Annotated in this window: 22 protein-coding genes; 12 read left to right on the top strand and 10 right to left on the bottom strand. The window is 63.5% G+C overall.

Features of this window, described 5'->3' with window-relative positions; genetic code table 11:
• Nucleotides 1-117: 117 nt before the first annotated feature.
• Nucleotides 118-1,317: a winged helix-turn-helix domain-containing protein gene (locus ACZ9XP_RS09555; protein WP_147686243.1), complete on the top strand. Its 1,200-nt coding sequence runs from the start codon at nucleotides 118-120 to the stop codon at nucleotides 1,315-1,317.
• A gap of 23 nt (nucleotides 1,318-1,340) precedes the next feature.
• Here ACZ9XP_RS09555 and ACZ9XP_RS09550 read toward each other — a convergent pair whose 3' ends face one another.
• From ACZ9XP_RS09550 to ACZ9XP_RS09540, 3 genes are all read right to left on the bottom strand, one after another.
• Nucleotides 1,341-1,859 carry a DUF7482 domain-containing protein gene (locus tag ACZ9XP_RS09550; RefSeq protein ID WP_147686245.1) on the bottom strand — a complete coding sequence of 173 codons (519 nt, stop codon included), beginning with the start codon at nucleotides 1,857-1,859 and terminating at the stop codon, nucleotides 1,341-1,343.
• Complete coding sequence (rarD, locus tag ACZ9XP_RS09545) at nucleotides 1,856-2,776, bottom strand: EamA family transporter RarD (protein ID WP_147686247.1); 921 nt, start codon at nucleotides 2,774-2,776, stop codon at nucleotides 1,856-1,858. Before rarD ends, ACZ9XP_RS09550 begins: the two co-directional genes overlap by 4 nt.
• A gap of 61 nt (nucleotides 2,777-2,837) precedes the next feature.
• The gene (locus ACZ9XP_RS09540) at nucleotides 2,838-3,740 is read right to left on the bottom strand and encodes a LysR family transcriptional regulator (protein WP_147686249.1); all 903 of its coding nucleotides are present in this window, start codon (nucleotides 3,738-3,740) and stop codon (nucleotides 2,838-2,840) included.
• 94 nt (nucleotides 3,741-3,834) lie between these two features.
• Here ACZ9XP_RS09540 and ACZ9XP_RS09535 point away from each other — a divergent pair, with 94 nt between their 5' ends.
• Together ACZ9XP_RS09535 and ACZ9XP_RS09530 are read left to right on the top strand one after the other, a co-directional pair.
• Nucleotides 3,835-3,975, top strand: a complete 141-nt coding sequence (locus tag ACZ9XP_RS09535) for a hypothetical protein (RefSeq protein WP_170253682.1) — start codon at nucleotides 3,835-3,837, stop codon at nucleotides 3,973-3,975.
• A 52-nt stretch (nucleotides 3,976-4,027) separates the two neighbouring features.
• Complete coding sequence (locus tag ACZ9XP_RS09530; RefSeq protein ID WP_147686251.1) at nucleotides 4,028-4,363, top strand: DOPA 4,5-dioxygenase family protein; 336 nt, start codon at nucleotides 4,028-4,030, stop codon at nucleotides 4,361-4,363.
• 89 nt (nucleotides 4,364-4,452) lie between these two features.
• On the opposite strand, the gene ppc is transcribed toward ACZ9XP_RS09530, so the two are convergent.
• A complete protein-coding gene (gene ppc, locus ACZ9XP_RS09525; RefSeq protein ID WP_147686253.1) occupies nucleotides 4,453-7,161 on the bottom strand; it encodes a phosphoenolpyruvate carboxylase in 2,709 nt (902 codons plus the stop codon).
• Nucleotides 7,162-7,212: 51 nt separating this feature from the next.
• On the opposite strand from ppc, the gene ACZ9XP_RS09520 reads away from it, so the two are divergent.
• The 6 genes from ACZ9XP_RS09520 (at nucleotide 7,213) to ACZ9XP_RS09495 (ending at nucleotide 12,640) form a co-directional block, all read left to right on the top strand.
• Nucleotides 7,213-8,106, top strand: a complete 894-nt coding sequence (locus ACZ9XP_RS09520) for an AEC family transporter (RefSeq protein WP_170253683.1) — start codon at nucleotides 7,213-7,215, stop codon at nucleotides 8,104-8,106.
• 140 nt (nucleotides 8,107-8,246) lie between these two features.
• A complete protein-coding gene (gene hemC / locus ACZ9XP_RS09515; protein WP_147686257.1) occupies nucleotides 8,247-9,182 on the top strand; it encodes a hydroxymethylbilane synthase in 936 nt (311 codons plus the stop codon).
• Nucleotides 9,183-9,185: 3 nt separating this feature from the next.
• Entirely contained in the window at nucleotides 9,186-9,914 is a 729-nt protein-coding gene (locus ACZ9XP_RS09510; protein ID WP_147686260.1) for a uroporphyrinogen-III synthase, read from the top strand.
• 117 nt (nucleotides 9,915-10,031) lie between these two features.
• A complete protein-coding gene (locus ACZ9XP_RS09505; protein ID WP_147686262.1) occupies nucleotides 10,032-11,057 on the top strand; it encodes a uroporphyrinogen-III C-methyltransferase in 1,026 nt (341 codons plus the stop codon).
• A 3-nt stretch (nucleotides 11,058-11,060) separates the two neighbouring features.
• Nucleotides 11,061-12,269, top strand: coding sequence for a heme biosynthesis HemY N-terminal domain-containing protein (locus tag ACZ9XP_RS09500; RefSeq protein WP_147686264.1), 1,209 nt, complete (start codon nucleotides 11,061-11,063; stop codon nucleotides 12,267-12,269).
• A 2-nt stretch (nucleotides 12,270-12,271) separates the two neighbouring features.
• Nucleotides 12,272-12,640 carry a rhodanese-like domain-containing protein gene (locus ACZ9XP_RS09495; RefSeq protein ID WP_147686266.1) on the top strand — a complete coding sequence of 123 codons (369 nt, stop codon included), beginning with the start codon at nucleotides 12,272-12,274 and terminating at the stop codon, nucleotides 12,638-12,640.
• Nucleotides 12,641-12,705: 65 nt separating this feature from the next.
• On the opposite strand, the gene ACZ9XP_RS09490 is transcribed toward ACZ9XP_RS09495, so the two are convergent.
• The gene (locus tag ACZ9XP_RS09490) at nucleotides 12,706-13,425 is read right to left on the bottom strand and encodes a pseudouridine synthase (RefSeq protein ID WP_147686268.1); all 720 of its coding nucleotides are present in this window, start codon (nucleotides 13,423-13,425) and stop codon (nucleotides 12,706-12,708) included.
• A 144-nt stretch (nucleotides 13,426-13,569) separates the two neighbouring features.
• On the opposite strand from ACZ9XP_RS09490, the gene ACZ9XP_RS09485 reads away from it, so the two are divergent.
• Entirely contained in the window at nucleotides 13,570-14,721 is a 1,152-nt protein-coding gene (locus tag ACZ9XP_RS09485; RefSeq protein ID WP_147686270.1) for a GGDEF domain-containing protein, read from the top strand.
• 65 nt (nucleotides 14,722-14,786) lie between these two features.
• Here the strand turns inward: ACZ9XP_RS09485 and ACZ9XP_RS09480 are convergent, their stop codons facing one another.
• From ACZ9XP_RS09480 to ACZ9XP_RS09460, 5 genes are all read right to left on the bottom strand, one after another.
• Nucleotides 14,787-15,002, bottom strand: a complete 216-nt coding sequence (locus tag ACZ9XP_RS09480; protein ID WP_147686272.1) for a YdcH family protein — start codon at nucleotides 15,000-15,002, stop codon at nucleotides 14,787-14,789.
• Between the two features lie 101 nt (nucleotides 15,003-15,103).
• On the bottom strand, nucleotides 15,104-15,523 hold the full coding sequence (locus ACZ9XP_RS09475; protein WP_147686274.1) for a 3-phosphoshikimate 1-carboxyvinyltransferase: 420 nt from the start codon (nucleotides 15,521-15,523) through the stop codon (nucleotides 15,104-15,106).
• Nucleotides 15,524-15,664: 141 nt separating this feature from the next.
• Nucleotides 15,665-16,798, bottom strand: a complete 1,134-nt coding sequence (gene ccsB / locus ACZ9XP_RS09470) for a c-type cytochrome biogenesis protein CcsB (protein ID WP_147686499.1) — start codon at nucleotides 16,796-16,798, stop codon at nucleotides 15,665-15,667.
• Entirely contained in the window at nucleotides 16,798-18,819 is a 2,022-nt protein-coding gene (locus tag ACZ9XP_RS09465) for a cytochrome c biogenesis protein ResB (RefSeq protein WP_147686276.1), read from the bottom strand. The genes ccsB and ACZ9XP_RS09465 overlap by 1 nt, the downstream gene beginning before the upstream one ends.
• 69 nt (nucleotides 18,820-18,888) lie before the next feature.
• On the bottom strand, nucleotides 18,889-19,509 hold the full coding sequence (locus ACZ9XP_RS09460; RefSeq protein WP_147686278.1) for a c-type cytochrome: 621 nt from the start codon (nucleotides 19,507-19,509) through the stop codon (nucleotides 18,889-18,891).
• A gap of 91 nt (nucleotides 19,510-19,600) precedes the next feature.
• On the opposite strand from ACZ9XP_RS09460, the gene yihA reads away from it, so the two are divergent.
• Both yihA and ACZ9XP_RS09450 read left to right on the top strand, forming a co-directional pair.
• Nucleotides 19,601-20,242 carry a ribosome biogenesis GTP-binding protein YihA/YsxC gene (yihA, locus tag ACZ9XP_RS09455; protein WP_147686280.1) on the top strand — a complete coding sequence of 214 codons (642 nt, stop codon included), beginning with the start codon at nucleotides 19,601-19,603 and terminating at the stop codon, nucleotides 20,240-20,242.
• Nucleotides 20,243-20,424: 182 nt separating this feature from the next.
• Nucleotides 20,425-21,309 carry a methylated-DNA--[protein]-cysteine S-methyltransferase gene (locus ACZ9XP_RS09450; RefSeq protein WP_206211310.1) on the top strand — a complete coding sequence of 295 codons (885 nt, stop codon included), beginning with the start codon at nucleotides 20,425-20,427 and terminating at the stop codon, nucleotides 21,307-21,309.
• The last annotated feature ends 4 nt before the right edge of the window (nucleotides 21,310-21,313 follow it).

Raw genomic sequence — 21,313 nt, 5'->3', positions numbered from 1 at the left:
AGTCATGCCATGCGGGAAACTGCCCGTGGTGACAGGCCGCCAGCATTCTACCCGCTGCCCGCCGCCGCTGGCGAACGGCTATGCTGTACACACTGTTCATCCTGTCATTTTATTGCCATGTCTACTGTCCACCTGTCGCTCCCCGCCGCCCGCGCCCTGCACCTGGCCGCGCAGGGCCTGCTGGCCGCACCCCGGCGCAAAGCCACCCGTGCCGACGTGCTGGCCGCCATACGCCGCATGGCGCTGCTGCAGATCGACACTATCAGCGTAGTGGCGCGCAGCCCCTACCTGGTGCTGTACAGCCGCCTGGGCCACTACGACCCGGCCTGGCTGGACAGCCTGCTGGCCGACGGCGCGCTGTTCGAGTACTGGGCGCACGAAGCCTGTTTCGTGCCGGTGGAAGACTACCGCCTGCTGCGCCACCGCATGCTGGACCCGGCCGCCATGGGCTGGAAATACTCGGTCAGCTGGATGGACAAACACCGCAGCGACATCGAGCAGCTGCTGGCGCACATCCGCCAGCACGGCCCGGTACGCTCGCGCGATTTCGCCCGCCAGGGCGGCAAAGGCAATGGCTGGTGGGACTGGAAGCCGGAAAAACGCCATCTGGAGGTGCTGTTTACCAGCGGCCAGCTGATGGTGCGCCAGCGCGAAAACTTCCAGCGCGTGTACGACCTGGCCGAGCGCGTGCTGCCACACTGGAACGACGCACAACACCTGCCCACCCCGGCCAGCGCCCGCCACGACATGATCCGCGCCAGCTGCCGCGCCCTGGGCCTGGTGCAGGCCGGCTGGGTGGGCGACTACTACCGCCTGCGCGGCAAAGTCAGCGCCGCCGAGCTGGCCCCGCTGATCGACAGCGGCGAGCTGCTGCCGGTACAGGTGGAAGGGCTGAAGGGCGACAGCTATGTACACCACAGCCTGCAAGACACACTAAGGTTGGCCGCAGACGGCGCGCTGAAAGCCAGCGCCTGCACCGTGCTGTCGCCGTTCGACCCGGTGGTATGGCACCGCGCGCGCGCCAGCCAGCTGTTTGGCTTCGACTACCGCATCGAGTGCTACACCCCGGCGCCCAAACGCCAGTACGGCTACTTTGTGCTGCCGCTACTGGTGCGCGGCCAACTGGTGGGCCGGCTGGACGCCAAGGCGCACCGCGCGCAGGGCGTGTTCGAGGTCAAAGCCCTATACCTGGAACCCGGCATCAAACCGGGCAAACGCCTGCAGCAGGACATCCTGAAAGCGCTACAGCAGTGTGCCGACTGGCACGGCACGCCACAGCTAAGCTTTGGCCAGGTACCGGATGGCTGGCAGGCCTGATACCCGCCACCAGGCATGGCTTGTTATGGCAATGGCAGCGGCGTAATGCCCGGCAGCGCCTGGCGGCCTACCTGCAGCACAGGGCAGTTCACCACCAGCTCCAGCGGCTCCAGCCGCACGTCGCCGGCGTCTTCCGCCGCCAGCACCTCGTCCACCGAACGCAGCTCGCGCACGGTGCGGCCGGGCTGCCAGTGCACCATGATAACGTCCCACAGCGGCGAGTAGGCGCGGTCACGGTTGGCCGCACCCAAGGGCTGCGGAATGGACGGCAACACGCTGGGCTGGGCGGCAAACTTGTAAATGCGGTCCAGCACCGAACGCGGGTTCGGCTCGTGGCGGCTCAGCGGTAACGCATTGGCCAGCCGTGGTACCAGGTTGGCCGCATTATCGATGGCGGCATCGGCACGCGAGGCGTCGGTGGTGAGGTACCACACCGGCTGGCCGTCAAACCAACCCTGGCGCACCGGTACGGCCAAGGTGGGCTGGGCAGCCGCCCAGCTACTGCACAAGGCCAGCAGGCCGGCTAACAACAGGTTTTTCATGCGGGGCTCCGCCGTGAAAGCGCCAGCTTGCGTTGCTGGCGCAGGGTATGAATGGCAATCAGCAAAATCGCGCCCCAGATCGGCCCGTAGGTGAGCAAACCGTCGGCACCCAGCGGCTCGCCCAGAAACGCAATGGCCAGCACAAACAGCAGCGCCGGCTCCACATAGCCCAGCAGCCCCCACAAGCCCATGGGCAGCAGGTGGCTGGCGGCGATATTGCACAACAGGGCGATGGAGCTGAGGATGCCCAGCCCCGGCAGCAGCCACCAGAAACGCGCCTCGTCCAGCACGCCCCAGCCAGCCGGGCCCAGCCACAGTAGCATGGCTAGCGCCACCGGGAACATCAGCGCCATTTCCAGCGCAAAGCCGCACACCGGGTCCAGGCCGCTCTTGCGGCGCAGCACAAAATACGGCGGGTAGCCCAGCACCACCAGCAGCGTGGGCCAGGCGATGGCCCGCGTCAGCCACAGCTCGTGCAGCACGCCCAGCAGCGCCAGCACCACGGCCATGGCCTGCAGGCGGTACAGCCGCTCGCCGTACAACAGCCGCCCCACCAGTACCATCACCAGCGGTGCCAGAAAATAACCCATCGACACTGCCATCACCTGGCCGTGCAGCGGTGCCCACAGAAACAGCCACAGCTGCACGCCCATCAGCACGGCCATGCCGGCCACGGCGGCCAGCAGCGCCGGCTGGCGCCACATGCGCTGCCAGCTGTCGGCAAACGCCTGGCGCTTGCCGGTGAGCAGCACAATCAGCAACACGCCGGGCAGCGTACACAAGATGCGCCAGGCAAAAATGCCCAAGCCATCCAGTGGCCGCAGCTGGGTCACGTAGGCGGGCAACAGCGAAAACAGCAGCGAGGCGCTGATCGACAGCGCAATGCCGCGCCCGGACGGCGCGTGGGGGGTGGTCATATCGAATCCCGAGTGAATACCCGGTGATAGTGCCGCAAATGGCGGCTGGCGGCCAGCGGCCTCAGGCCTGGTCGGCCAGTGCGGCGGCGATGCGCGGCAGCAGGAAATCGATCAGCACCGTGTACTTGCGCGGCATCGGCTGGCGGTAGGGGTAGACCAGAAACACCGGCCAGCGCTCGCCCTGCCAGTCGGGCAGCACGCGCTGCAGCTCGCCACGACGGCAGGCCGGCGCCGCCATGTAATGCGGCAGCACGCTGATACCGTAACCGGCCACGCACAGGCTGAGGGCGGCAATATACGCACCGGAATGGGTACGTGCCGGGCCTGGCTGCAATACACAGGTATCGTCACCACGCACCAGCGTCAGCTGTTCGCCATCTTCATGGCTGAGCAAGCCATACTGCAGCAGCTGGTCCGGGTGTTGCGGCCAACCATGTTGCTGCAGAAAGGCCGGGCTGGCGTACAGGCCCTCTTCCACCCAGCCGGCAGGCCGCGCCACCAGCGAGTCGTCGTGCACCTTGCGCATGCGCAGGCAGAAATCCAGCACGTCGGCGATGGGGTCTTGCACGCGGTTGTCCACGTCCAGCCGTAGCTGCAAGCCGGGCTGCTGCTGCCCCAGCTCGCCCAACAGTGGCGCCAGCATGGGTGCCAGTGATACCGAGGTAGACAGCGCCAACGGCCCGTCCACCCCGCATTGGGCGCTATCTACCGCGTGCTGCATGCGCTCCAGCGCCTGGCGCATGACCTGGGCGTGCGGCAGCAGCTGCTGGCCGGCCTCGGTCAGCGCCAGCCGCCGCGTGGTGCGCAACACCAGCACCGCACCCAGCTGCTTTTCCAGCGCTTTGAGCCGCAGGCTGACCAGGCTGCGGGTGCAGCCCAGCGCGTCGGCAGCGGCGGTCAGGCTACCCAAGCGGGCAATGGCCTCGAATACCAGTACATCATCCGGCAGCGGCATTGTTTTCATTTGCTTGACAATATGGTGAGCAGGCACGGGTTTATCGGCAGTAACAGGCTGATTAAGCTGTGTTCATCGCCAATCGTTCAACAATGAGCATGCCATGAAACTACTGCGCCGCCTACTCGCCTATTGCTTTACCCCGGTCTATCGCACGCTGTGCTGCCACGGCGACAGCCTGGGCTGCCGCCAGCAACGCCTGCTGGACGACGCCCGCGAACGCGTGCGCCGCACCCCGCTATAAATAGCAGCCAGCATGCAATAACATTGCACCAGACACACAGCACACGCACACAATGGCCACTACCTATCACGCCCACGTTTATTTTCTGCCGGAACAAACCGCGCAAGCCACCACCCTGCACGCCACGCTGGCCAGCTGCTTGCCGGCCGGCTGCTGGCTGGGGCGGCTGATCGAGTACGAAGTGGGCCCGCACACGCGGCCAATGTTCGAAATCAACTTTGCCGAGCCGCTGCTACCGGCCGTGACCGCGCTGCTGGAGCAGTACCGCGACGGCCTGCCGGTGCTGCTGCACCCGGAGCTGGACAACGAGGTAACCGGCCACACCAGCGCCGCGCGCTGGCTGGGCGAGGTGCTGCCGCTAAAGCTGCACACGCTGCGCGGCAGTTGAGACGACCGGCCACCATCGGTGCTCAGGCGATAAACGAAAAAAGCCAGTCTGCAAACACAGACTGGCTTTTTGCTGCCCTGCGGCCAACCTTAGCCGCTGTTGCGCAGACCGGCGGAGATGCCGTTGATGGTGAGGTGGATGGCGTACAGCGCGGCCTCGTCGTCCGGCTCCTGGCGCAGGCGCTGCAACAGTTTTACCTGCAGCAGGTTCAGCGCGTCCAGGTAGGGCAGGCGGGTATCCAGACTGCGCGCCAGCGTGGGGTTACCCTGCAGCAGCTTGTCCTGGCCGGTAATGGCAAAGAACACGGCCAGGGTCTTGTCGAACTCGGCTTGCAGGCCGCCAAACAGGCGGTCGGCCAACGCGGCGTCGCCCACCAGCGCAGCGTAGCGGCGCGCAATCTGCAAATCGGCCTTGGCCAGTACCTGCTCCATATTGGACAAAATCACCTGGAAAAACGGCGACTGACGGTACAGCGCCTGCAGCTGTGCCAGGCCGGCTTCGTCGCCGTGGGCGGCCAGGAAGGCTTTCACCGCGCTTCCAAAACCGTACCAGCCGGGCAGCATCACCCGCGACTGCGACCACGAGAACACCCACGGAATGGCGCGCAGGTCCTTGATGCTGGCCAGCGCCTTGCGCGAGGCCGGGCGGCTGCCGATATTGAGCTTGGCAATGGCGCTGATCGGCGTGGCTTCCATGAAGTACTGCATGAAGCCGTCCGATTCCACCAGCGCGCGGTAGGTGCGGTAGGCGTGGCCGGACAGCTCGGCCAGTACGCTTTCGTCGGTGTCCTGCTGGCTGCCTTGGCTCAGCGTGGCTTCCAGCGTGGCGGCGACCAGTGCTTCCAGGTTGCGGGTGGCGTTGTCCGGGTCGGCAAACTTGGCGGTGATGATCTCGCCCTGCTCGGTAATGCGGATGCGGCCAACCACGGTACCGGCCGGCTGCGCCATGATGGCCTCGTAAGCGGGGCCACCACCACGGCCGACCGAGCCGCCGCGGCCGTGGAACAGGCGCATTTTCACACCGGCGGCGTCGAACACGCGCACCAGGCGCTGCTCGGCCTGGTACAGCTCCCACTGGCTGGTGAGGTAGCCGCCGTCCTTGTTACTGTCGGAATAGCCCAGCATCACTTCCTGTACACCGCCACGGCTCTTCAGCAGCTGCTGGTACCACGGCAGCGCAAACAGCTGCTGCATGATGGCGGCCGAGGCGTCCAGGTCGGCAATGGTTTCAAACAGCGGCACCAGGTTCAGGCTGATGCTCGGCACGCCGCCATCCAGGCGCAGCAGGCCGCTTTCCTTGGCAAGCAAGGCCAGCGCCAGGATGTCGGACACGCTGGCACAGTTGGAAATGATGCATTGGGCAATGGCGCCCTGGCCAAACTGCTGCTGCACCAGGGCCGCTTCGCGGAAGATGGCCAGCTCTTTTTCGCTGTCGGCGCTGTAGCTGAGGAAGGGCGAGTACAACAGGCGCGGCGTGGCCAGCTCGCGCAGCAGCACGCGCACGCGGGCGGCTTCGTCCAGCGCGGCGTAGTGCTCCAGGTTGGCGTGGGCAAACAGCTCGCCCACCACGCCGGCGTGTTTTTCGGCGTGCTGGCGCAGGTCCAGCGGCATCAGGTAGAAGCCGAATACGTCCACGGCGCGCACCAGCTTGCCCAGGCGGCCGTACACCAGCAGCGCGCTGCCATTGGCGGCCAGCGAGTCGCGCAGCGCGGCCAGGTCGGCCTGCAGCGCGGCGGTGTCGGGGTAGGCTTCACCGGCAGTCCAGCGGCCACGCAGCGGCAGGCCAAGGTTGGCCGCGGTGGCCGACAGACGGCCTTCGATGGTGGCCAGCGCCAGGCGGTATGGTTCTTCGCGGCGGCTGATGGCCGCATCGGGCGAGGCGGCGGCCAGCGCGGCAATGGCAGGCGACACGCTCACATGGCGCGCCGACAGCGACAGCTCGCGGTACAGGCCGGCCAGCTCGTAGAAATAGTGCTTGAACGCGACCTCGGCCTGACGGGTGACGGCGTGGCGCAATACGCTGGCGTCCACGTTGGGGTTGCCGTCACGGTCGCCACCGATCCAGCTGCCCACGCGCAGGAAAGACGGGATGGCCGCGTCCTGGCCCCACAGCTCGCGCATCTGGCGGCCCAGGCGCTCGTACAACGCGGGGATGGCCTGGAAGAACGACAGCGGGTGGTAGGCCACGCCGTTTTCGATTTCGTCGGCCACGGTCATTTTGAACGGGCGGATTTCGGTGGTCTGCCACAGCGTGTGGATCACGCGCTGCAGCTTGGCTTCGACCTCGGTTTCTTCTTCTGGCGTGATGTCCGGCGACGACAGCTGCTGCAGGAACTTGCGCACGGCGCGGTGGCCGTCCAGCACGCTCTGGCGCTGTACTTCGGTGGGGTGGGCGGTGAGCACGGCACTGACGCTGGCTTCCTGCAGCGCAGCGTTGAGGCGGGCAAAATCCACGCCGCTTTCGTGCAGGCTAACGAGCGCACGCGACAGGCTGCCGCGCTGCGGCGCGCTACCAGCGCGCTGGTGGGCGCGGCGGCGGCGGGCGTGGTGCAGGTCTTCGGCAATATTGAACAGCTGCGAATACAGGCCACAGGCGCGCACCAGCGCGGTGGTGGTGGCGGGCGACAGGCGCTCTACCAGCGCGTCGGCCTCGGCGTCGTGGCGCTGCGCACCGCTGGGAATGGCGCGGATCTCGTCCACCACCTCGGCGCCTTCCTGTTCCAGCAGCAGCGCTTCCAGCAGGCGGTTCAGCCGTGCCAGGTCTTCGCGTAGCGGTAAATCCTTGTCCTGATCGTGCATACTCTATTTCCCTAATATTTTATTGTGACAAACACTGCGAAGATGGCCGGCATGGATACCGCCCTGATCCTCATTCCCGATTTCCTGCTTATCCTGTTCGGCTTTGCCCTGCGGCGCAGCGGCTGGCTGGCGCCTGCTTTCTGGGCGGAAGCCGAGAAATTCGTGTACTTCGTGCTGTTCCCGCCGCTGCTGTTCCGCGCACTGGCGCGGGCGCAGCTGGACCTGGCCGCCAGCCTGCCCATGTTGGCCGCAGGCCTGCTGTTTACCGCCTGCGCCTTTGCGCTGGGCAGCGCGGCCAAGCCGCTGTTCCGGCTGCCGCAGAGCAGCTTTGCCGCCGGCAACCAGGGCGCTTACCGCTTTAATACCTATGTCGGCTTTGCCGTCATGGGCACACTGGCTGGCCAGCAGGGCATTGCCACCATCGCGCTGCTCTGCGGCAGCATGGTGCCGGTGGTCAACGTGATGGCGGTGTGGCAGCTGGCGCACGGCAGCGAGCGCGGCATGCTGCACGAGCTGGCCCGCAACCCCATCATCTGGGGCATTACAAGCGGGCTGGCGGCCAACCTGTCAGGCCTGGCGGTGCCGGCGCCGCTGTTTGCCGCCATCGACCACCTGGCCGCCGCGGCGCTGCCGCTGGGGCTGATTACCGTGGGGGCCGGGCTGCGCTTTGCCGCACTGCGCCGCCACGCCGGCCCCTTGCTGTACTGGAACGCCATCAAGCTGCTGTTGCTACCCGCCATCGCCGTGCTGGCCACCGGCCTCTTGGGCGTCAGCGGCCTGTACCGTCAGGCGGCGCTGGTGATGAGCATGCTGCCCACCGCGACCTCGGCCTATATCCTGGCCGTACGCATGCAGGGTGATGGCGAGCTGGCGGCGGCGGTGGTCACCACCTCTACGCTGGCCGCCATGCTCACCATGCCGCTGATGCTGGCCTTATTGCTGTAATCCTGCCGTAAAAGCGGCGCAGCGTGTAGTTAAACTACAGGTAATGTTGCAGCTACACACACCCTGCCCTGCATCAAGGTTGGCCGCCGTGCGCGTGCTAGAATGCCGGCCATCCTTTTCTTAGCGCAGGACCGCCGTTCATGAACAAGCTCGTCATCGCCAGCCGCGAAAGCAAACTCGCCATGTGGCAGGCCGAACATATCAAAGCCCGCCTGGAAGCGCTGTACCCGCAGCTTACGGTAGAGATTCTGGGCATGACCACCCAGGGCGACCAGATCCTGGACAAAACCCTGTCCAAGATCGGCGGTAAAGGCCTGTTTGTGAAAGAGCTGGAGCTGGCCCTGCAAGAAGGCCGCGCCGATATTGCCGTGCACTCCATCAAGGACGTGCCGATGAACCTGCCGGAAGGCTTTGCCCTGGCCGCCATCTGCGAACGCGAAGACCCGCGCGACGCACTGGTGTCCAACCGCTACACCAGCCTGCACGAGCTGCCGCACGGCGCCGTGGTGGGCACCTCCAGCCTGCGCCGCGAATCGCAGCTGCGCGCCCGCTTCCCGCACCTGGTGATCAAACCGCTGCGCGGCAATGTGCAAACCCGTCTGCGCAAGCTGGACGACGGCGAATTCGACGCCATCATCCTGGCCGCCGCCGGCCTGAAACGCCTGGCGCTGAGCGAGCGCATCCGCCAGGAGCTGGCACCGTCGGAAAGCCTGCCGGCTGTGGGCCAGGGCGCGCTGGGTATTGAAATCCGCGCCGACCGTGAAGACCTGGTCGCCCTGCTGGCACCGCTGAACCACGCCGATACCCACGCCTGCGTCACCGCCGAACGCGCTTTCTCGCGCGTGCTGGGCGGCAGCTGCCAGATCCCGATCGGCGGCTTTGCCACCATCACCGACGACCTCATCACCCTGGGCGGCTTTGTGGCGCACCCGGATGGCTCGGTGATGCTTACCGCCAGCGCCAGCGCCCCGCGTCACTACGCCGACGCGCTGGGCCGCGCGGTAGCCAAAAAGCTGCTGGACCAGGACGCCGCGCCGCTGATCGAAGCCGTCATCGCCGAACAGGCCGGCAAATAAGCCATGGCCGGCACGCTGCTGCTGGTGCGCCCCCCGGCCCAGGCCGCCCGCCTGCAAGCTGCGCTGGCTTCGCTGGGCGTGGCCGCGCAGCCGTTCAGCGTGCTGGACACGGTAGCGGACGACGCCGCGCTGGCCACCCTGCCAGCGCTGGCACGCGTGAGCCACTGGCTGGTTTTTGTCAGCCCGTCTGCCATCGATATCGGCTGGCCAGCCGTGGCCGCCAAGCTGCCCGCCAGCGTAAAGCTGGCCTGCGTTGGCCGCGCCAGCGCCGACAAGCTGATGCAGCAAAGCCAGCGCCCGGTGCTGTACCCCGAAACCGGCAACGACAGCGACGCCCTGCTGGCGCACCCCGCCATGCAGCAGCTTGCCGGCCAGCGTGTGCTGATTGTGCGTGGCCACGGCGGGCGCGCCCAGCTCGGGGAAACCCTTGCCGCACGCGGTGCGCTGGTACGCCATGCCGACATCTACCAGCGCGAGGTCACCCCGCCGGACTGGGCCAGGTTGGCCGCCTTGCACACCGCCGGCCAGCTGGCCGGCCTGCTGGTGACGTCCAGCGAAATTGCCGACGCGCTGTTCGGCCAGGCCCAGGCAGCACAGCGCGCCCTGCTGTGCACGCTGCCGTTTTATACCCTGCACCCGCGTATTGCCCTGCGTTTGCGCCAGTACGGCGTGAGCGATATCTCACTATGCGACGGCAGTGCCAGCGCACTGGCCGCCATGCTGGGTCGCTAAGCGGCTGGCAGCCCCACCAAGGCAGCGTTACAATGCCCTGCAGTCATACGGCGCCCCGCGCCGGATCCAGCAACCCTGCCGCCTAGCGCGGCTACCTTGCGGTCACCACGAGATCCCATGAGCGAAGCCACCCCAGTAGAAACCGGCAGCGCGCTGCCAGCCAAGAAAACCGTCAACCTCGCGCTGATTGTTTCCCTGATTGCGCTGGGTGTTACCGGCTGGCAATACCTGGACAGCCGCCAGCAGCTGAACGAAGCCAAGCAAGCGCTGGCCAGCCGCCTGGCCGAAAGCGGCGGCAACACCAAAGCCATCCAGACACAAACCGAGCAAGCCCTGGCCGCCACCCGCGCCGCCGAAGCCAAGCTGGTGCTGCTAGAGGCCCGCGTCAACGAATCGGCCGGCCAGTACGCCACGCTGGGTGCCATGTACCAGGAACTCACCAAAAACCGCAGCGACTGGCTGCTGTCCGAGGTAGAGCACACCCTGGGCATTGCCAGCCAGCAGCTACAGCTGGCCGGTAACGTCAGTGGCGCCATTACCGCGCTGGAAATGGTAGACAACCGCCTGGCCCGTTTCGACAACCCGGCGCTGATTCCGGTGAAAAAAGCCGTTTCCAAAGACCTGGAAACCCTGAAAGCCCTGCCCTACCTGGATAGCGTGGGCCTGACAGTCAAACTGGACACCCTGATGCTGGGGGCGGAAACCCTGCCGCTGGTGATCGACCACCACCGCCTGGCCACCGCCACCGCCCGCCCGGCGCTGCCCGCCAACGCCCCGTGGTGGGAACGCCTGCTGGCTGACGTCACGCAAAGCCTGGGCGAGATGGTACGTATCCGCCGCATGGACAAACCCGAAGCGCTGCTGCTGTCGCCAGAACAGGCCTTCTTCCTGCGCGAGAACATCAAGCTGCGCCTGCTGGACGCCCGCCTGGCGCTGACCCAGCGCGACGGGGCTACCTACCAGGCCGACCTGGCCGCTGCTGCCCAGTACGGTGCACGCTACTTCGACCGCGATGCCCCGGCCACGCAAAAATGGCAGGCCACGCTGGCCGAGCTGGCCGCCGCCCGCCTGAACGTGACCCTGCCCGACCTGTCTGCCAGCCTGAAAGCCGTGCGCGATGCGCAGGGCAATACCGTGGAGTAAGCCGTGAGATTTGTGTTCTGGATTGTCGGACTGTTTGCCCTGGCGGTACTGATTGGCCTGGCCTCTACGCTGAATACCGGCTACGCCATCCTGTTTGTGCCGCCGTACCGCATGGAAGTGTCGTTCAATCTGCTGATCATCGCCGTGGTGGTATTGGTACTGGTAGCGTATGCCGTGCTGCGTTTGCTGGGCCTGGCGGCCAACCTGCCGCAGGAAGTACGTACGTTCCAGCGCCAGAAAAAGCTGCGCGCCTCGCGCCATGCGCTGCGTGAAGCCGCTATTTCGCTGTTCGAGGGCCGCTACCAGCGCGCCGAACGCGAAGCGCTGAAATCCATCGACGACGAATACGCGGAAGAAAACCGCGCCCTGGCCCTGATGATTGCCGCACGCTCGGCCGCCAGCGTGGGCGACAACGCCAAGCGCGATGGCTACCTGAGCCGCCTGGAAAGCATGCCGCAACGCATCCAGCTGGCACGCCACATGGTAGAAGCGCAGATCCGCATGGACGCCAAACAGCCGCTGGAAGCACTGGCCGCCATCGAACGCGCCCGCGCCATCAGCAGCAACCTCACCTCGGCCCTGCGCCTGGAGCTGAAAATCCGCATGCTGCTGAAGCAGCCGGAACAGGTACTACAGATTACCGAGAAACTGCTGAAAGCCGACGCGCTGGAAGCCGAGCAAGCCCGCCGCTACCGCCTGGCAGCCTATCGCCAGCAGCTGGTAGGCCTGGGCAGCGAACGCGAGGTACGCGACTGGCTCAAGCGCATTCCCGGCGTAGAAAAACAGAACCCGGATCTGGTGGTAGACATTTCGCGCCACCTGATAGCGCTGGACACCTACCCGCTGGCCGCCGAGCTGATTGCCACCGCGCTGTCGGACGAAGAGCAAGCCACCCCCGAGCTGGCTCGCGAGCTGGGCATGCTGGCCGAGCACATCGACAGCCAGCGCCGCCTGACGCTGATGCGCGACGCGGAAAACTGGCTGAAATCGCGCCCGCGCGACCACATGCTGCTACTGGCACTGGGCCGCCTGGCACTGGCCGAGCAGCTGTGGGGCAAGGCGCAAAGCTACCTGGAAGCCAGCGTTTCCATGCAGCCCACCCTGTGCGCCCATGCCGAGCTATCCAAGCTGTTTGCCACCCTGGGCAAGGATGACAAAGCAGCGCAGCACCAGGCGCTGGCGCTGAAAATCGCCCTGCAACAAGGCTGCTAAGCATGAGAACCCTGCTCCTTGCCACCACGCTGGCGCTGGCCACTGCGGCCAACGTTTATGCCGCCAGCCCGGCCAAGCCCGCAGCGCAAGCGGCGGCCAGCCAGCAGCTGGTGGTGATCGACGTGCGTACGCCGGAAGAGTTTGCCGACGGCCACCTGCAGGGCGCGCAGCTGTTACCGGTAGACCGCATTGCGCAGGACATTGCCGCGCGGGTGCCGGATAAGCACACGCCTATCCAGCTGTATTGCCGCAGCGGCCGCCGTTCGGCACAGGCACTGGACACGCTGAAAGCACTGGGCTACACCCGCCTGCAAAACCTGGGTGGGCTGGAAGACGCCAGCCACAGCAGCCAGCGCCCCATCGTGCGCTAGGCCTATCGAAGCACCCATGAAAAAACCGCCTCACGGCGGTTTTTTCATGATCAGATCGTGCCCGCTTATACCTGCGGACTGGCAAAGCCCAATGCGGCTAACTCGTCGGCAGCCAGCAAGCGCCACGCGCCTTCGGGCAGATCACCCAGTGCCAGGCTGCCCAGCGCCAGGCGATGCAGCTGCTCTACGCGGTTGCCTGCTGCGGCCACCATGCGCTTTACCTGGTGGTACTTGCCCTGGGTAATGGCCATGTCCAGCAGGTATTCGCCCACCTGCTCGGCGCTGTCTGCGGCCAAGGTTTCCTGCTCGTCGTGCAGCAGCACGCCCGCGCGCAAGCGCTGCAGCAGCTCAGCGCTAACCGGGTGCTTGGTGGTAACGCGGTAGTGTTTGGGGACATCTTTTTTCGGCGAGGTCAGCGCGTGCACGAACTGGCCATCGGTAGAAAACAGCAGCAGGCCGGTGGTATCCACATCCAGCCGGCCTACCGCCGACACCCCCAGGTTGACCATCTGCTGGGGCAGCAGGCGGTACACACTGGGGTTATGAATGGGCTTGTGCGAGGTTTCATAGCCTGCCGGCTTGTGCAGCAGCAGGTAAAAGGGTTCGGGCAGCAGCGTCCACGGCGTGCCGTCTACCTGCAGCGAGTGGATGTCGGCAGGGGCCAGCTCGCGGCGCCAGTTGTATTCGGTTTCCCCGTTCAGGTCTACCAGGCCGTATTCGACCAGCTTGCGGCATTCCTTACGGCTGCCAAAGCCTTGTTGTTGCAGTAAGCGATAGAGTTCCATGCGCGTATTCTATCACTGCCTGCCCTGCAGACTTTCCTTGAAATTCAATAACATGGCATACGCCCCCTGCAACATTTATCCTGCAGAGCGTGTTACTATTTCACCTGCTTATTAGTAAGTATTTCTTAAACAACCTAGTACTCGATGGAAATCGTTCACTCAGCCACGCTCCAGCTGTGCCTGCTGCTGATTTATCTGGTTTGCGGCGTCACCGTCTGGCTGCTGCGCGGCCCGCATAGCCGCAAAGGCATCTACGATCGCTGGGCAGGGGCGCACCTGGCAGGAGCGGGGCTTTATCTGACACTGCTGTACTCGCCCTATCTGCCGTCACTCTACACAGCGCTGCTGGCCTGCCTGTTACTGCTACTCAAAGGCAGCTGGCTGCTGGGCAGCTTTGCCCGCTTGCTACGCACGCCGATTCCGCTGCAAGGCCGGTGGCGCTTTGGCGCGGGTTTGATGCTGGTATTAAGCTGCTTGCTGCTGGCCATGCCACCGCATGTCTACTACGTGCACCTGGCCATGGCACTGGGTGTGGCCGCCCTGTATCTGGGCAGCCTGGCGGCGCTGCTACTGCAGCAAGCAGAGCGGCCTTTGCCGATCAAGCTGGCCGGTGGCCTGTGCGCTTTGGCCACGACCTATATGCTGCTATATGCCCTGCACCTGGGAGCCAGCGACCCGGCTTTCATCGTGTACGAGATCGGCCCGCTGCTACTGCTGCCGGTACTGGTGGCCACCCCGCTGCTGGCACAGTGCTTTACCGCTATCGGCAAAGAGCAGGAGCTGGCGGTGCTGCGCACCCTGGCCACGCTGGACCCGCTGACCGGCATTTTCAACCGCCGCAGTTTCGAGGAGCTGGCGCGCAAGGCTTGTGCACAGCACGCCCGCCAACAACGCCCGCTGGCCTTGCTGATGATCGACCTGGACCATTTCAAGCGCATCAACGATACCTATGGCCACAGCCGCGGCGATATGGCGCTCAAGGCGCTGGCGGAACTGATTCCCGAGCACGTACGCACCGCCGATATTTTTGGCCGTTTTGGCGGCGAGGAGTTTTGCCTGCTACTGCCGGACACCCATGTTCATGGCGCCCGCGAGGTAGCCAGCAAGCTATGCCAGCAGATCAATACCATTTTGCTGGAGCCTGGCAAGGCCAGTAGTGCGCTGAGTGCCAGCATTGGCGTCGCCAGCCTGGTACCACGGCATGTGGACGACTGGCGCGAGCTGTTCGAGCTGGCCGACAGCCGGCTCTACCGTGCCAAATCGGCCGGGCGTAACCAGCTGGTCTGGATAGGCTAGCCAATAGTCAAAAGCCCGCAGGCATGGCCAGCGGGCTTTTTTTATGGGCCAGGCGCCTGTATGACTCAGGCGGCTTTGGCTTTCAGGATCACATACAGCTCGTCTTTGAGCTTCAGTTTTTCTTTTTTCAGGTTTTCGATATCTACCGCAGAACCCGACTCGATGCGGTTTTCGATATTCTTGATTTGTTGGTCCAGCTCATTGTGCTTGTCGAACAGACGGGTAAAGTGTGCGTCTTCGGTTTTCAGTTTGCTGATCAGATCACGAAATTCCGGGAACATGGCTTTCTCCTTGGTGGGGTACCGCACTAGCGGCGCGGCGACAGGACCATGCTATGCCCATCACGGAAAAAGCCATTTGATCTAGCACACAAACCGCGTCGCTAAAACTGCTGCTTGAACCAACTCCAGATGCCCAGCGAAAACCCCGGGAACAGGTCGATCCCCAGCGCCGACTTCACCAGATACAGCACCAGCAAGCCTAGCAGGGTGGACAGCAAGAGCAGGACAGACAAAAACACCGCTTGCAGCAGCAAGGACAGCTGCTTTTCCCGCCGGGTCAATTCGCGCCGGTTTCTGCCTAACAGGAATACGTAGTAGTAGCGCCAACGCCAGAACACCACCGTACCGCGGATATCTACCGCATGGCGGCCCCAGCTACGCGCGCCCAGGGCTAGCCTGAGGCTGGCCAGCTGCGCCTCGGTAAACGTATCGGCAATCTCCTGCGGCATACGGCCAAGCAAGTGCTGTATAGACGGGTCGCGCCGGATGTCGCTGGGCGGCAGAGGGGTAGGTGTCGGCATGGTGGCATACGATAGGGGCGGGATGCGTTAGATATACCATAGGCAACCCCATAAACAAAAACCGGGGCACCGCCCCGGTTTTTGAGATCAATAACAAGCCCTGTTGGCAACGCAAACAGGGCTTGTTTGGTGCTGGCCAGCTTACAGCGAGCCGTAGGAATGCAGGCCGGACAGGAACATGTTCACGCCGATGAAGGCAAAGGTGGTGACCAGCAAGCCGATGACCGCCCACCACGCCAGCGGCTCGCCGCGCCAGCCTTTTACCAGCCGCACGTGCAGCCAGGCGGCGTAGTTCAGCCACACGATCAGCGCCCAGGTTTCTTTCGGGTCCCAGCTCCAGTAGCCGCCCCAGGCATCCGCTGCCCACATCGCGCCCAGGATGGTGGCGATGGTGAAGAACAGGAAGCCTACCGAAATGGCCTTGTACATCATCTCGTCGATCACGTCGGCCTTAGGCAGCTTGTCGGTCAGGATACCGCGGCGCGACAGCAGCTGCGCCACGCCCAGCATGGCCGACAAGGCAAACGCGCCGTAGCCTACAAAGTTGGCCGGCACATGAATCTTCATCCACCACGATTGCAGTGCCGGGATCAGCGGCTGGATGGTGTGCGCCTGGCGGTCGAAGGTGTACCACAGGATGAAACCTACCGCGGCCGAGATCACCAGCAGGACGAAAGCACCCAGCTGGCGGGCAGCAAACTTGGCCTCGTAGTACAGGTACATCAGCGCGGTGATCAGACAGAACAGGATGAACACTTCGTACAGGTTGGATACCGGGATGCGGCCAACGTCCGGCGCAATCAGGTAGCTTTCGTACCAACGGGTAAACAGGCCTGCCAGCGCAAAAGCCGAGGCAGCCCAGGTGAGACCGCTACCGATACGGTTCAGCAAGGCAGAACGCGACAGCAGGCCCGCCCAGTAAATGGCCGTTGCCAGGAAGAACAGCGTGCACATCCACATGAACGACGACTGGCTGGAGAACAGGTATTTCAGACCAAAGCTCTCACCGGCTCGGGCCAGGTTATGGTCGTACAGCTCGATGGCCAGCAGCGACATGGCACCGGCCAACGGGAAGAACCAGCGCCAGCTGCCCCAGAACCAGCCCAGCGCCACGATCCCTGCACCGCTACCCAGCAGGATCAGGTCTTCGTAGATGTCCATCCTGCTGCCGTACAGGCTGAAGGTGTAGCCTGTCACCACGGCAATGAACAGGGCAAACAGCCAGTCAGCCAGGTTCAGTCGCTTATAGAACGGTTGTTGCATTAGCAGCTCCATCATACCTCTCCTGCTCGCGGGCTCAGGGCACCCACAATTTTATCGAAATCTTCATCCAGGTCGCGGTTGTGGCGGTTAGAGCTCATGGCCACACGCACGCTACCGGCACGCAGTACCAGCCACAGCCGCACTTCACGCACATAGAACATCAGGATGATGCCGATAACCAGCATCAGCGAGCCCAGATACACCAGGTTTTTCCCCGGCGAGCGCGTCATCTGCAGGCCGGACGACTGTACCTGATCAAAGCCCTGCAGCTCCAGGTACAGCGGCGCACTGTAGTCATTGAAGGCGCTGACGGTGACCAGGCTATCCAGCAAGAAGCGATAGTGCTTCTCGTCCTGCGGCCACGGTTTCAGGCCGGCTTTTTCCTGCGCAACTGCCATCACGTCGATCACCGCGCCTTGCAGGATCTTGATATAGGTCTGCGCAATCGCCTGGCGTTTGTCGGCGGGCACCTTGTCGTCCAGGAATTTTTCCAGCGCCACAAAGCCACCCTCGCCAAAGCGCGCCAGAATCCACTTCACGCTATCGCCAAACTGTTTTTCCATGGCCGGGCTGATCGCCGCGCCCTGCATGGCCTTGGCGGTGGTACGGCGGGCAATTTCGTCGTACAGCGCCGGGTTTTTCAGCGCAGCCTGCAGGCGCATGAAGCTGTCGATCTTCAGCTCGTCATCCAGCGGGATGCGCAGGTACTGGAATGGCTGCGCCACTTCGCTGCGCACACCGGCAATCTGGTACAGCGCGCCTTCTTGCTCCATCGGCGCCATATAGTGGTGGAACTCGCGCGCCTGGCCATGGCTGTCACGCAGCTTGTAGGTAATGGACGGGCCGACGTTTTTCAGGTTTTTGGTGTCCTGCTTCACTTCGCGCACGTCGTGCATGCGCTGCTGCAGGGTTTTGCCATCGGCCTCGCGCTTGCCCATGTTTTCGATGTTGAACACACGCAGGTCGCCAAACTCCAGCTGGTAATCCTGGCCATTCACGCGCAGCGGCTGGCTGTTCAGCGATACACCTTTTATTTCGCTGGCGGGGCTTTGCGGCTGGGCCAGGTTCCAGGCTTTCAGCTCCAGCGGCGAGCCGCCGTCGCCAAAGCTGGCCTGGTAGATGGCCACGCCATCCACGATCATGGGGTGGTTCACCTTCACGGTAGCCGGGGTTTCCTTGCCGCTGGCCTTGTCGGTCACCACGATATCGCTGGCAAACAGCTTGGGCATGCCGTTGCTGTAGTAGTCCACATGAAACTTCTTCAGCGTCACGATAAAGGGCAGCTCCTGCACCAGGTAACCCTTGCCGCTGTTCAGGAAGATCACGTCGGCGCTTTTGTTTTCCACCACGGTCACGCTGCCACGGAAGGACAGGTTATTGGCCCCCAGCCGGCTTTGTGCCGGTATCTGCCCCTGCGGCAGCTCGCGGGTTTCCGGCACGATACTGCCGGTGAGCTCGCCGATTTTCAGCGGCAGGTTGCCATCCATCAGGCCACCGATACAGATCACCACCATGGCAATGTGGGCAAAGAAGTAACCCAGCTTGCTGCCGCTACCCTTTTTGGCAGCCAGTACGATGCTGCCATCGTCACGCTCGCTGCGTTTGTAGCGCATGCCTCGCTGCTGGATCAGCGCCACCGCCTGGGCTTCGTCCAGCGACACGGCCAACTCGCGGCTGTGCTTCATGGCCTTGAGCGAGCCTTCCGCCGCTTTTTCGCGGAAGCCCTTCATGTCGCGCAGGAAAGCCGGGCCATTTCGCACGATGCACAGCGTGGTAGAGATCACCAGAAAGGCCAGAATGGTGAGAAACCAGGCCGAATGGTAAACGTCGTACAAGCCCAGGTATTCGAATGCCTTGAACCAGAACTGGCCAAACTCGAAGGCATAGTTAGGGTAGGGCTCGTTCTGCTTGAGTACGGTACCGATGACCGATGCGATGGAAAGGATGGTCAGCAGACCAATGGCAAACCGCATGGAGCTGAGCAGCTCGTACAGGCGATAGCCGGGTGACGCGGGTTTTTTTTGGCTTTTCATTTTGGTTTCAAACGCGACAAAGGGGGCGCAAAGCCCCCTTTGGAACGTATCTGCGCGAAAAAGTTGCGCTTAACGGAGACCGGAAATGTACTCGGATACCGCTTTCATTTCCGCGTCGGTCAGACGCATGGCGATATCGTGCATCACCGCATTCTTGCGATCAGTGCCAGCCTTGAAGTCTGCCAGCTGTTTGGCCACGTAGGCCGAGTGCTGGCTGCCCAGTGCCGGGTACTGGTCAGGGTAGCCTTTACCTGCCGGGCCGTGGCAAGCCATACAGGCCGGTACTTTGGTCGCCGGGTTGCCTGCGGTGTAGATCTTCTTGCCCAGTGGCATCTGGCTCTTGTCGGCCGCTTCACGCGGTTTTACCTTCTGGCTGCTGAAATACGCAGCCACGTTAGCCATATCGGCCGGGGTCAGCGGTGTGGCCATCCCCATCATGACCGGGTTTTTGCGCTCGCCGGATTTGAAAGCCTTCAGCTGGTTTTCGATATATTTGGCGTGCTGGCCGGCCAGCGTCGGGTTGGCAGAAGCCACGCTGTTGCCGTCCGCACCGTGACAGGCAGCACATACCTGGTCAACGATGGCTTTGCCCTTGACCGGGTCGCCTTTGGCAGGCGCTGCCGGGGTGGAGGCCATAGCACTGGCTGCAAAGGTAGCAGCAGCGATAGCCAACAGCATGTTACGTTTCATGGTCGCTCCTAATGAGAGATAGCGTAAATATCTGTAAAGGTGGCAATTTCAAACCTGCTATTCTATATCAATTGACTTTGCCCTTACTACTATGTCGATCTTTCAGAATGCACGGTTTTTCACAACCGTAAACCACCTCAAGGATTTGCCACCCACGCGTTGCGAGGTGGCCTTTGTTGGCCGCTCTAACGCCGGCAAGTCCAGCGCTATCAATACCCTGTGCAATCGTACCCGCCTGGCCTACGTATCCAAAACCCCTGGCCGCACGCAGCACATCAACTTTTTCGACCTCGGCCAGGAGCGTTTCCTGGTGGATTTGCCCGGCTACGGCTACGCCGAAGTGCCCGAGGCCATTCGCGTACACTGGGTAGCCCTGCTGGGCCAGTACCTGCAAACGCGCGACAGCATCGTGGGCCTGCTGCTGATCATGGACTCGCGCCACCCGCTCAAGGAGCTGGACTGGAAGATGATCGAGTTCTTTACCGTTACCCAGCGCCCGGTACACATTCTGTTGTCCAAAGCCGACAAATTGTCGCGCCAGGAACAACAGAAGGTTCTGTCCTCGGTCAAGAAACAGCTGGCTGACTACCCCAATATCACCCTGCAGCTGTTTTCCAGCTCCAAAAAGACCGGTACCGAAGAAGTAGCAGGCATTGTGGAGAGCTGGTTTGCCGCCTGCCCGATGCCGCAAGAGGAACAATTTGACGATATCGATGAAACTTTCCCCGATTGAGGCGTCAAAGCAAACAGGAGCCACGCTCCTTCCCGCTTCACCTCCCTGAGCGGGAGCCTGCCAAGGCATTGGCCCCGGTTTACGAACCGGGGTTTTTTCTTGCCTGCGGCCAACATGGCAAGAATCGGGTCGCCCAGGCTGACATGGCTCACTACACTGCCAGCATGACCCAGGAGGCCGGCATGCACAGTGCACACCCACCCCGCGATGAAGAGCGCATCACCCAGGCGATCCGCTACCTGATACAACACGCCCATAGCCAGCCCACGCTGGCGCAGCTGGCCAACACGCTGAACCTGTCCGAATACCATCTGCAGCGCCTGTTTACCCAATGGGCCGGCATCAGCCCCAAACGCTTTTTACAGCAGATCACGCTAGAGGCAGCCAAGGCAGGCTTGCAGCAAGGCACGGCGCTGCTGCCACTATCCCACCAGCTGGGCTTGTCCGGCAGCAGCCGCCTGCACGACCTGTTTGTCACGCTGGAAGCCATGACGCCCGGCGAGTGGCGCGCGGGTGGCGCCAGCTTGCCGCTGCACTGGAGCATCGAACCCAGCCGCTTTGGCCCGCTGCTGGCCGCCAGCACGCCACGCGGGCTGTGCCTGCTGCATTTCCTGCCCCTGGCGGATCATGCATCCGCACACATGCTGCTGCAGCAACGTTGGCCGCACGCGCAGCTGAAACACCAGCCAGGCAGCCATCAGGCGCTGGTGGCACGGCTGTTTCAGCCACAGGGCCTGCACGACAGCCCGCCTCTGGCACTGCATGTACACGGTAGCAATTTCCAGATCCAGGTCTGGCGCGCGCTGCTGACCATCCCGTATGGCAGCCTGTGCAGCTATGGCCAGCTGGCACAAGCACTCGGCAGGCCGGGCGCAGCGCGCGCCGTGGGCAGCGCCGTGGGGGCCAACCCGATCGCCTGGCTTATCCCCTGCCACCGTGTGATCCGCGCCAGCGGGGCACTAGGCGGTTATCGTTGGGGAGAAAACTGCAAACTGTCGCTATTAGGCTGGGAGGCCGCACAACAAGCAGCGGCTGGAAATTATAGAAATATCGAGCAACCACACTAAGCCA

This window comes from Vogesella perlucida (assembly GCF_979366545.1).
The sequence above is the reverse complement of the archived record's forward strand: the minus strand, read 5'-3'. Positions and strand labels throughout refer to the sequence as shown.